Raw genomic sequence first — 10,539 nt, 5'->3', positions numbered from 1 at the left:
ACAACAAAAAAAGGGAGCCAGCACACAAACCGGCTCCCTCTTTTGTTATCTTAACTTGTCATTTTTTACATCATACCGCCCATTCCTGGGTTGCCCATTGGCATCTGAGGCTTCTCCTCTGGCTTGTCAACGATGAGACATTCAGTCGTGAGGAACATACCTGCGATTGATGCTGCATTCTCAAGAGCTACACGAGCCACCTTGGCAGGATCGATAACTCCCGCTACACGCAGATCTTCATAAACATCCTTGCGGGCATTGTAACCGAAGTCACCCTCGCCTTCGCGAACCTTCTGTACTACTACAGCACCTTCGCCACCGGCGTTGCGCACGATCTGACGGAGAGGCTCCTCGATGGCACGCTCAACGATGTTGATACCTGTCTGCTCATCAGCATTCTCACCCTTTATGTCTTTGAGCACGCCGAGAGAACGGATGTATGTGGTACCACCACCAACTACTACACCTTCCTCGATTGCGGCACGTGTAGCGCAGAGTGCATCGTCAACACGATCCTTCTTCTCCTTCATCTCAACCTCGCTGTTTGCACCGACATAGAGCACAGCTACGCCACCAGACATCTTGGCGAGACGCTCCTGCAGTTTCTCCTTGTCATAAGTGCTTGTAGTATTTGCGATTTCATTCTTGATCTGAGCGATACGGTCGGCGATGTTTTCTTTCTCTCCGGCACCGTTCACGATTGTGGTGTTGTCCTTGGAAACAGTCACCTTGTCGCAAGTACCCAGCATCTCAAGAGTAGCCTGCTCAAGCTTCAAGCCCTTCTCCTCGCTGATAACAACGCCACCTGTCAATACTGCGATATCCTCGAGCATTGCCTTGCGACGGTCGCCGAAACCAGGAGCCTTTACAGCACAGATCTTCAAGCCGCCACGCAGACGGTTGACAACCAATGTGGTAAGAGCCTCTGAATCAACATCCTCAGCGATTACCAACAATGGGCGTCCGCTCTCGGCTGCTGGCTGCAGGATAGGCAGGAAGTCCTTGATGTTGCTGATCTTCTTGTCGTAGATAAGGATGTATGGGTTCTCCATCACACACTCCATCTTGTCAGAGTCTGTAACGAAATATCCGCTCAGGTAACCACGGTCGAACTGCATACCCTCAACCACATTGATATATGTGTCGCGGCTCTTGCTCTCCTCGATGGTGATAACACCATCCTTGCTCACCTTGCGCATAGCATCGGCGATTAGCTTACCGATTTCCGGGTCGTTATTGGCGCTGACAGTAGCCACCTGCTCAATCTTGTCGTAGTTGTCGTCAACAATCTCAGCATTCTCCTTGATGTAAGCAACGACTGCCTTTACAGCCTTGTCGATACCACGCTTCAAGTCCATTGGGTTGGCACCGGCAGTAACGTTCTTCAAGCCCTCGTTCACGATAGCCTGTGTGAGGATGGTAGCTGTAGTAGTACCGTCACCGGCGTCATCGCCAGTCTTGCTTGCCACGCTCTTCACGAGCTGTGCACCGGTATTCTCGAAACGGTTCTCAAGCTCTACCTCCTTGGCTACGGTAACACCGTCCTTGGTAATCTGTGGAGCACCGAACTTCTTCTCGATGACAACGTTGCGGCCCTTAGGACCGAGTGTAACCTTTACGGCGTTAGCCAACTGGTCTACGCCCTGCTTCAACATCTCGCGGGCATCTACATCAAACTTTATTTCTTTTGCCATGATTGTAATCCTTTTAATTAAATTGTTGTTCTATACTAATTATTTTGTCAATACAGCGAGTACATCGCTCTGGCGCATCATGAGATACTTCTCACCCTCAAACTCAAGCTCTGTGCCGGAATACTTTCCGTAGAGCACCTCGTCACCCTCTTTCAGGATCATTTCCTCGTCCTTGGTGCCATGACCTACGGCAACGACTTTTCCATGAAGAGGTTTCTCCTTTGCAGTGTCTGGGATAATGATACCACCAACCTTCTCCTCTGCTGGAGCAGGTACGATTAAAACTCTGTCTGCTAATGGTTTGATATTCATAATTGTATGTATTTAATTGTTTATACTATTAATTTCCGCTGCAATCCATTTGCGAGCGTTCACCGGTCCATATACGAATAGTGTGCCAAAACGTCCATACGACATTTTGGCACACCACAGACGTGACTTATTGTCACATCTTGTTGTTTGTTTCTGTTTATTCCGGATCAAGTCCTTCGAAAATACGTTTCTCGCGACGTTGCGCAATAAGCTGGTTCAGCTTATGCTTCCTCATCGGCATCAGCCAGCGGCGCGCATAGATGTTCGGAATGGCTACACCAATGGCGATGCACAGGATGATGAGCGATGCCTTCACTGCATTAGAGAACGCCTCGGTAAGTTCTCCCACCACGCCCTGCATCTCTATAAGTGCGAAAAGCGCACGATACATAAGCACTCCCGGCACCATCGGTATGACACTCGGAATGGCGAGACACTGATGTGGCGCATGGAACACATGCACGAACTTCACGGCAATGATGCTGATAAGCGTCGATCCTACAAGCGATGCCATGATAGGTCCCTGGTCGAGTCCTACGTTGTTGTTGCTCGCTCCGAGATTCACGAAGTTTCTCGAACATACAGCGATGAGACCTCCTATGGCGACTACCCAAAGCAGCCTCTTCGGTATGTTGAAAATCATTGAGAATCCCATTGCCGATATTGCTGCCGCTATAGAATAGCTGATGTATGTGTTGTGTGGCGTCATGCTGAGGTCTTTCACAAAGTTGTCCACTCCACACACCGTAATCGCCATTGATATTCCGAACGACATCGCCGTGACCATAAGCAGCGTGTTGATGGCTCTGCTGAGTCCCATCTGGATATGGCTTTCTATCATATCCGACACAAAGTTTATCAGCGGTACGCCTGGCACAATGAACAATGCGCATGCCATGAGCGGATGCCACGGTGTGTCGGTATGCAAGATGGCATACAGCCATTCTGGCAGATACTGTGCTGCAGCCGGTGTCGATATGAATGTCGAGAGCCATGCGAGGAGCGTGGATACGAATGCGGCAATTCCGATGTTCACATATCCGTTAGACCCTTTCTCGTTGAGATAGGCTCTCAATCTGAATCCCACGATGGCTGCTATCGAGGCATAGAAGAATGCCGTCCAGTCGCAGCCGAACTGTATGCAGAAACCTCCGCAGGCAAATCCCGCTCCCACTGCCACCTGATTCACCGTGTAGTTGCGCGGTTTGCCATTTATCTTCTCAAGCTCCTCCTCATATTTGTCGAGAGAATAGTCTTCTCTGATTGCCTTCCATGAGAGTTGGCTGATTTCCGTTATGGCAGTCATGTTTATGCCATGCCTGTCGCAACGTTGGAATTTGCTGAGCGAGTGTTCCTCATCGCTGAGGTTCACCTGAAGCATATTGTACGTCACATGAATGTGCAGATTCTCTTCCGGCAATCCGAGGAATGCTGCCGTACGATGCATGTTTCTGATTATTCTATTTGTATCAGCTCCACTTGCCACGAGCACTTCACCGGTTCTGAGCAACAGGTCAAGTTCGCGTCTGATTTTCTTTTCCTTTAATATTCTCTCCTCCATGAAGATCTGTGCAGGTTCCTTAGTCCTGCTTCTTTATATTTATGTAATTAGTCGATATATACTTTATGAAATCCTTTCCTTTAATCCATCACGCCAGTGGGTTCCATCCCTGCGCTTTCAGTTCAAACTCGTTTCCGTCTCTTGCCACGAGCTGCAAGCCATATTCTTTCTTCGTGATGTTTCCTATCAGTTTCACGTCGTCGAGCTGTCTCACTTTGTCCAGGTCGCCGATTGGCACGGTGAAGAGCAGTTCATAATCCTCTCCTCCATTCAGTGCACAGGTGGTCACGTTCATGTTCATCTCCTCTGCCATGACAGCCGTCTGATAGTCTATCGGAATGTTTTTCTCATACACCCTGCATCCGCATCCGCTCTGTTCGCAGATATGCATCAACTCGCTGCTCAGTCCGTCGCTCACGTCCATCATCGCCGTAGGCTTGATGTTCATCTTGCGCAGGTTTTCTATCACGTCGCCTCTTGCCTCCGGTTTGAGCTGTCGCTGCAGCAGATATTCTCTTCCGGCGAAATCGGGCTGGAAGTCCGTCAGCATCTTCAGGGCATTTTTGTCGTTTTTCTTCTTTGCCTCTTCCACCTGCTGATAATACACATGCTTTTCTCTCTCCAGCAGCTGCAGTCCCATATATGCCGCTCCGAGGTCTCCCGACACGCAGATGAGGTCGGTGTCCTTGGCTCCGTTTCTGTATATGATGTCTTCTTTGTCTGCCTCTCCAATGCAAGTGATGCTTATCGCCATGCCTGTATATGATGAAGTGGTGTCGCCTCCCACGATGTCGATGTTCCATTTGTCACACGCCATCTGCAGTCCGCTATAAAACATCTCCATGTCTTCCACCGAGAACCTCTTGCTTATAGCCAGGCTGACGGTCATCTGCCTTGGTGTTCCTCCCATGGCGAAGATGTCGCTGATGTTTACCATCGCTGCCTTGTATCCCAGGTGCTGTAGGTCGATGTATGTCAGGTCGAAATGCACTCCCTCCATAAGCATGTCGGTTGTCATAAGCACCTCCTTGTCTGGATAGTGCATCACGGCGCAGTCGTCGCCTACACCTTTCAGCGTTGAACTGTTTTTTATCTTTATTCCATCCGTAAGACGATGGATGAGCCCGAACTCTCCAAGCTTTGAGATATCTGTCATTATATTCTTTTGTTTCTTTATATTATTTGGGTATCGCAAGTATTAAACTTGCGATACAGTTGACGAGTAAACGAGTTGACAAGATGACAAGTAAACAAGTTGACGAGTTTTAGTGGGCAAAACCAAAGTAACTTGTCCCGTCACCTTATATTATATAGGTCACAGGACAAGTCAATATCCAAACATACTCCCGTCTGCCAGCAGCCCTGGCGTTTCACTACATTGTCTGCCAGCCTGTCTGCCCCACGTGTCTATATGTTTACAAGTTCTCCGTCTCTATCATGCGCGTCTGATCATCTCACGCATGATTTCAGTCATAAGCGGCTGTGCGTTGTTTGCAGCCACCTGCACCTCTTCGTGGCTCACCTCCACCGGTGTGTCCTCGAGTCCGAGGTCAGTGATGATGCTGATTCCGAAGGTCTTGATGCCGCAATGATGTGCCACGATAACCTCCGGCACGGTGCTCATTCCCACTGCGTCGGCTCCCATGCGGTGATACATCTTGTATTCTGCAGGTGTCTCGAATGTAGGTCCCTGCACTCCCATATACACTCCATGCACCACTCTGATTCCCTTCTCTCGGGCGATGTCTTCTGCCTGTTTGATGAGGGCGTGGTCATAGGTCTCGTGCATATCCGGGAAACGTGGTCCCGTGGGGAAGTTCTTTCCGCGCAGCGGATGCTCCGGGAAGAAGTTGATGTGGTCTGTGATGATCATGAGGTCTCCGATCTTGAATTCCGGGTTCATGCCTCCCGAGGCGTTAGACACGAAGAGGGTCTTGATGCCCAGTTCATACATCACTCGGATAGGGAATGTAACCTCCTTCATGTTGTATCCCTCATAATAGTGGAAGCGTCCTTCCATCGCCATGATGTCTACGCCTCCGAGCTTGCCGAAAATGAGTTTTCCGGCATGGCCCTCCACTGTAGATACAGGGAAGTTTGGGATTTCAGAATAGGGGAACTCATAGCTGTCAGTTATTTCTGAAGCTAATTGTCCGAGTCCTGTTCCCAGAATTATCGCTGTTGTCGGACTTGTTGTCATCCTTTGCTTTAGCCAGGATGCTGTTCCTTGAATTTTTTCGTACATAGCCAATAATATTTTCGTTAAAATCTTCTTCTTGGTCTAACATGAAGCCCACTTCCACGGGCAGCACGTAGATATTCTTTTTCACCTCGTCGCTCAGTCCTTCCATTCCGCAGAGTCTGGCGTTGTCTTTTTCCGTGGTGACAATCATCTTGTCGTTGCCTTTCATCGCCTCAAATTCAGCATTGATGCGGTCGATGTCGGCATCGGTATACTGATGGTGGTCAGGAAAGGTGAGCGGTGTGATACGCTCCGTGTATGGCTTCAGGTCTACTATCATCTGCTGCGGCGACGCTATTCCCGTGAGCAGCAATATCGAGGTATCGCCGGTCAGCGTGTCGAGTTTTCTGTCCTCACCGCCGTAGATGGGTCTCAGACTGCCGTATTTCAGCGTAGTGAAATATAGTTTCTGATACGGGAAGAGGTTCATCGCCTTGGTTAAGACCCTGAATTCCATCGGTTTGAGGTCGGCGGGACATTTCGACACTATCACGATGTCGGCTCTCGCCTTTCCCTTCTGCGGTTCTCTGAGTCTTCCTGCCGGCAGCAGTTTGTCATACATTATCAGTCTGTGATAGTCAACGAGCAGTATGTTCACTCCCGGCTTCACGTAGCGGTGCTGATAGGCATCGTCGAGAAGTATCACGTCGGTGTCTGACGTCTCCTCGTTTGCCGTCAACTGGTCGATGCCATGACAGCGGTCTTTGTCAACAGCCACATAGATATCGGCGAATTTCTTCTTCATCTGATACGGCTCGTCGCCAATGTCGCTCATCGGAGTGTCGGCGGTGGCAAGCATATATCCCTTGCTCTTGCGCTTGTATCCGCGGCTTAGCACAGCCACTTTCACTTTGTCTCTGAGCAGATTGATGAGATACTCCACATGTGGTGTCTTGCCGGAGCCTCCCACGGTGATGTTACCAACGGAGATTACGGGGATGTCGAAGCTGCGGCTCTTCAGTATGCCCATTTCGAACATCTGGTTTCGCAGCCTCACTCCCGCTCCGTAGATCCAGCTCAGCGGCAGCAGCCAATCGTTGATTTTGATGAAATCGCCTTCCATATCTGTTGTGGAGTTATTGTTTTTTCGCTATTTTATTGTTATGACATAAGGCATGCGTGCCTGGATTGCCGACTGCCGGTTGATGTTCTTCAGCAGCATGAATGTGGAGTAGTATTCTCCCATCGTCATGCGCATCTGCTCGTCGATGTAGCTGCCCGAAGAGAATCCGTTGTCCAGCAGGTCGTCCATCCAGCTTGCCTTTGCCGGATATTCGGCAGTATAGTAGTCATTCACCTTCGCAAGTTTCGCAGCCTTTGCCACGGCGTCATCGAGTCCGCCGAGCTGGTCTACGAGCTTTATCTTCAGCGCATCCTGTCCGAGCCATACTCTGCCCTGTGCTATCTTCTCCACAGCATCGGTAGAGAGACGGCGTCCGTCTGCCACACGCTGGCGGAAGAGTTTGTATCCGCGGTCGATATATGCCGAGAGATAACCCATCTCCTCTTCAGAGAACGGGCGAGCCATAGTGCCGAAACCGCTGTTCTTGTTTGTCTTCACCTCGTCGAACTTCACTCCGAGCTTCTCTGTGAGCAGTCCGCTGGCGTCTGGGAACATACCGAAGATTCCGATACTTCCCGTCAGCGTGGTAGGTTCTGCCACAATCCAGTTGGCAGAGCAGCTCATATAGTATCCGCCTGATGCTGCCATTCCGCCCATAGAAACCACTACCGGCTTCTTTGCCTTCACGAGTTGCACGGCACTCCATATCTGTTCTGAGGCATAGGCGCTGCCGCCTCCTGAGTTTATCCTTATCACCACTGCCTTCACGTCGTCGTCATCGGCGAGGTCGCGCAGGTCTGCCGACACCTTAGCGCCGTCGATCACATGGCTGCGAGATGCCATTCCTGTGGCGTTGTCCACGATGTCGCCATAGGCGTAATACACGGCGATGCAGTCTCCGTCGTCAGCTCCGCCGGGCACTCCGGCCATTCCTGTTATGCCTATTGTGTTCACATCGTCGTCATCCTTCAGATTCATCAGTTTCTTCACCTCTGCCTTGAGCTGGTCAACATAGAGCAGCTTGTCCACGAGCTTGTATTTCACGTAGTCTTTAGGATCGCCCAGCGTTATCATGTTGTCGGCATACTGGTTGAGCTGTGCAACGGTCACCTTGCGGCTCTTCGCCACGTCGGTACACACCGTGTTCCATATTCCGTTGATGAATGCAGACACCTGCTCCTTGTTGGCGTCGCTCATCTTGTCGCCGGTGAACATCTCGGTTGCACTCTTGTAGGCTCCTACTTTCACCACCTGCATCTTGACGCCGAACTTTGCCATCAGGTCTTTCACGAACATCGTCTGCGAGCAGATTCCGCTCCATTCCACCTGACCGCTGGGGTTGAGATACACTTTGTCGGCAACCGACGAGAGGTAGTATGTGGCCTGTGTATACACGTCGCCGTATGCCACTATCCACTTGCCGCTCTTCTTGAAGTCTACCAACGCCTTGCGCACCGCCTGCAGCGAAGCGTAAGAGTCAGAGACGAAGAGTCCCGACTGTATGTAAATGCCCTTCACCTTGTCGTTGTTCTTTGCCTTCTTGATGGCGAGCAGCAGGTCGTCGAGTCCTATCACGTCGGTTCTGCCGCCGGAGAGCACCGCCATGATGTCGTCTTCGGCACGCTCCTGCAGCTGTCCGTTCAGGTCTATCACGAATACCGTGTTGTCAGCAACGTCCTTTGTGGCACTTGACGAGGCAATCATGCCCACGATGCTCATCACGCTCATCACTCCCACTACGAGGCAGAAGATCATGATACCTACTACCGTAGCTCCTACTTGCTTGAAAAATTCCTTCATACTCTTTCGTTTTAATGTCAATACTACTTATATAACGCTGGCAGTATCTGGAAAACTACAGCATAGTTGACATTTATTTGATTTTTCTTTCCTTTCCGTCCGCTACTCTATGGTGACGGTCACGGGATTGTCGAGTTCTTTTTTCCATTGCTTCATCCATGCGAACCACTCCTTGGCGTCCTTATAGCCGAAGGTTTCCTTGTCGCAGGTGAACGCCATATTGTATGTGAGATAATTGCCGCCTGCCGTGTGCATGACATAGAGATACTGGTCTTTCTCCGTCGTCGGCTCGCTATCCACATATTTCTCCGGCACGTTGACTGCCAGACCAACCACGATTTTCGGTTTTCCGGCTATCGAGTCCTTGGCACCGTTAGGCCAGTTGCCGCCCCAGTCGCCCACGAGTCCGCGATGGTCGGAATACATCTTGTCGTTTAGATTGATGACTCCCGTGGCAAACTTCGCGTCTTTTGCCGGCGTGTCCACCCAGGCATGCACCTCGCAGTCTCTGTGTCCGGCATAGATTATCACGTTCTGCCTCACGTTGAAGGTCTCGCCTGATAGCTGCCACCCCTCGTCGGTGAGTTCCACGATGGTGCGGACGGGTCCGCTCGCCACCATACGCTGGCCTCTCGACAGCACCGGACTGACCATTGTCGGTTTCTCGCCGTCCCAACCGCGCAGGGCTCCGAGTCCCACTGTCTTGCCTGCCCAGAGCACATCATCGCCATAACCGTCGGCAAGCTGCTTGTCATCGGGATAGAACTGGCTTGTTTCGAGTTCGAGCTGCTTCTTGTACTTGCCGTAGAGGTCAAAGGTCTGACGCTCGTCGAAATACACTCTGTATGCCACGAGTTCTGATTCGAAATCTGCTCCGTGGTGATGCAGGAGATGGAATACGTCAACTCCTTCGGGTGCTGAGACCGAGTGGACGTAGGAACGGAATCCGTTCTTCACCTTCGTCTTGTTGTCTCTCATTATCATGTCGCCGTATGTGCGGCGCGGATAGTTGCGGTCCGCCTGCTTTTCCGAATACAGGTCTACGGTGACCACCTTCTTGCCCTTGGCGTCCATGTCTATCACGAAGGCGAGTTCGTCATTGTGCAGGTCACGGTCCAGATCGTCTATCTGCGATGCCACTTCCCTACCCTCGCATCTCACCACTGCATCCTTCACGTTGAAGGGAACGTCTTTCAGTTGCAACACCACCGGAACGTCAGCACGCCTTACATTGAGAGTATTCTTCAGCATCACGGTGAGTGTCTTGGTATCGGCAGCTGCTTCAATAGCGCCTGCCGTAAATACAGCGAGGCAGAGGAGCCTCACGATATTACTTTTCTTCATCATCTTGTTTGTTTCGATAGAGCTGCGAGTTTACACTTGCTACTCATGGATTAGTCTTATTATATAGTAATAGTAGTAGTATGTTTCTTCCCTCCTTGCAGATGGGGCTTTCGGAAATCAGATCACGACTGCCGTACCGCTGCAGACCACCATCAGCATGGAGTTGCCTGAGCCAACGGTTTCATAACTGAGACGCACGCCCACAACGGCATTGCCGCCGAGATTCACGGCATGCTGCTCTATCTCACGGAAGGCGTTGAATCTCGCTTCGGCAAACACCTGTTCGTAGGTTCTGCTCCTGCCGCCGAAGAAGTCACGGATACCTGCCATGAAGTCTCTGATGGCATTGGCACCGATTATCACTTCGCTGGTCACAATGCCCTTATATTCCTTAACCGGATGTCCCTCAATAGAGGGTGTTGTAGTTATAATCATTTCCTTATATTTTAGTCAATACATAATTTGGGTGCTAAGTTACACATTTTTATTATTATTACCAACTTAAATAGCACATTTTCATCTT

The 10,539-nt window shown here is 50.5% G+C and carries 9 protein-coding genes; all 9 read right to left on the bottom strand.

Annotated elements, in window-relative coordinates:
• Positions 1-65 precede the first annotated feature (65 nt).
• Positions 66-1,694: a chaperonin GroEL gene (gene groL / locus QVO99_RS01435; protein WP_022315806.1), complete on the bottom strand. Its 1,629-nt coding sequence runs from the start codon at positions 1,692-1,694 to the stop codon at positions 66-68.
• Between the two features lie 39 nt (positions 1,695-1,733).
• On the bottom strand, positions 1,734-2,006 hold the full coding sequence (locus QVO99_RS01430; RefSeq protein WP_022315805.1) for a co-chaperone GroES: 273 nt from the start codon (positions 2,004-2,006) through the stop codon (positions 1,734-1,736).
• A gap of 157 nt (positions 2,007-2,163) precedes the next feature.
• Entirely contained in the window at positions 2,164-3,567 is a 1,404-nt protein-coding gene (locus tag QVO99_RS01425) for a threonine/serine ThrE exporter family protein (RefSeq protein ID WP_022315804.1), read from the bottom strand.
• Positions 3,568-3,655: 88 nt separating this feature from the next.
• Positions 3,656-4,723 (bottom strand): thiamine-phosphate kinase, encoded by a 1,068-nt coding sequence (gene thiL, locus QVO99_RS01420; protein ID WP_022315803.1) that lies wholly within the window; start codon positions 4,721-4,723, stop codon positions 3,656-3,658.
• 279 nt (positions 4,724-5,002) lie between these two features.
• The gene (locus tag QVO99_RS01415; RefSeq protein WP_082028628.1) at positions 5,003-5,812 is read right to left on the bottom strand and encodes a purine-nucleoside phosphorylase; all 810 of its coding nucleotides are present in this window, start codon (positions 5,810-5,812) and stop codon (positions 5,003-5,005) included.
• Positions 5,697-6,872, bottom strand: coding sequence for a tetraacyldisaccharide 4'-kinase (gene lpxK, locus QVO99_RS01410; protein WP_022315801.1), 1,176 nt, complete (start codon positions 6,870-6,872; stop codon positions 5,697-5,699). The genes QVO99_RS01415 and lpxK overlap by 116 nt, the downstream gene beginning before the upstream one ends.
• 27 nt (positions 6,873-6,899) lie before the next feature.
• Positions 6,900-8,672, bottom strand: coding sequence for a signal peptide peptidase SppA (sppA, locus tag QVO99_RS01405; protein WP_022315800.1), 1,773 nt, complete (start codon positions 8,670-8,672; stop codon positions 6,900-6,902).
• 102 nt (positions 8,673-8,774) lie between these two features.
• Positions 8,775-10,019, bottom strand: a complete 1,245-nt coding sequence (locus QVO99_RS01400) for a DUF4861 domain-containing protein (protein ID WP_022315799.1) — start codon at positions 10,017-10,019, stop codon at positions 8,775-8,777.
• 114 nt (positions 10,020-10,133) lie between these two features.
• Positions 10,134-10,451 carry a heavy metal-binding domain-containing protein gene (locus QVO99_RS01395; RefSeq protein WP_022315798.1) on the bottom strand — a complete coding sequence of 106 codons (318 nt, stop codon included), beginning with the start codon at positions 10,449-10,451 and terminating at the stop codon, positions 10,134-10,136.
• Positions 10,452-10,539: the final 88 nt, after the last annotated feature.

Source organism: Prevotella sp. CAG:592 (assembly GCF_000436015.1).
Classification (GTDB): Bacteria; Bacteroidota; Bacteroidia; order Bacteroidales; family Bacteroidaceae; genus Prevotella; species Prevotella pectinovora.
This window is presented reverse-complemented; position numbering and strand designations above follow the sequence as displayed.

Coding starts and splice junctions, on each gene's coding strand:
- groL (WP_022315806.1), bottom strand. CDS start 1,694: ATGGCAAAAGAAATAAAGTTTGATGTAGATGCCCGCGAGATGTTGAAG.
- QVO99_RS01430 (WP_022315805.1), bottom strand. CDS start 2,006: ATGAATATCAAACCATTAGCAGACAGAGTTTTAATCGTACCTGCTCCA.
- QVO99_RS01425 (WP_022315804.1), bottom strand. CDS start 3,567: ATGGAGGAGAGAATATTAAAGGAAAAGAAAATCAGACGCGAACTTGAC.
- thiL (WP_022315803.1), bottom strand. CDS start 4,723: ATGACAGATATCTCAAAGCTTGGAGAGTTCGGGCTCATCCATCGTCTT.
- QVO99_RS01415 (WP_082028628.1), bottom strand. CDS start 5,812: ATGTACGAAAAAATTCAAGGAACAGCATCCTGGCTAAAGCAAAGGATG.
- lpxK (WP_022315801.1), bottom strand. CDS start 6,872: ATGGAAGGCGATTTCATCAAAATCAACGATTGGCTGCTGCCGCTGAGC.
- sppA (WP_022315800.1), bottom strand. CDS start 8,672: ATGAAGGAATTTTTCAAGCAAGTAGGAGCTACGGTAGTAGGTATCATG.
- QVO99_RS01400 (WP_022315799.1), bottom strand. CDS start 10,019: ATGATGAAGAAAAGTAATATCGTGAGGCTCCTCTGCCTCGCTGTATTT.
- QVO99_RS01395 (WP_022315798.1), bottom strand. CDS start 10,451: ATGATTATAACTACAACACCCTCTATTGAGGGACATCCGGTTAAGGAA.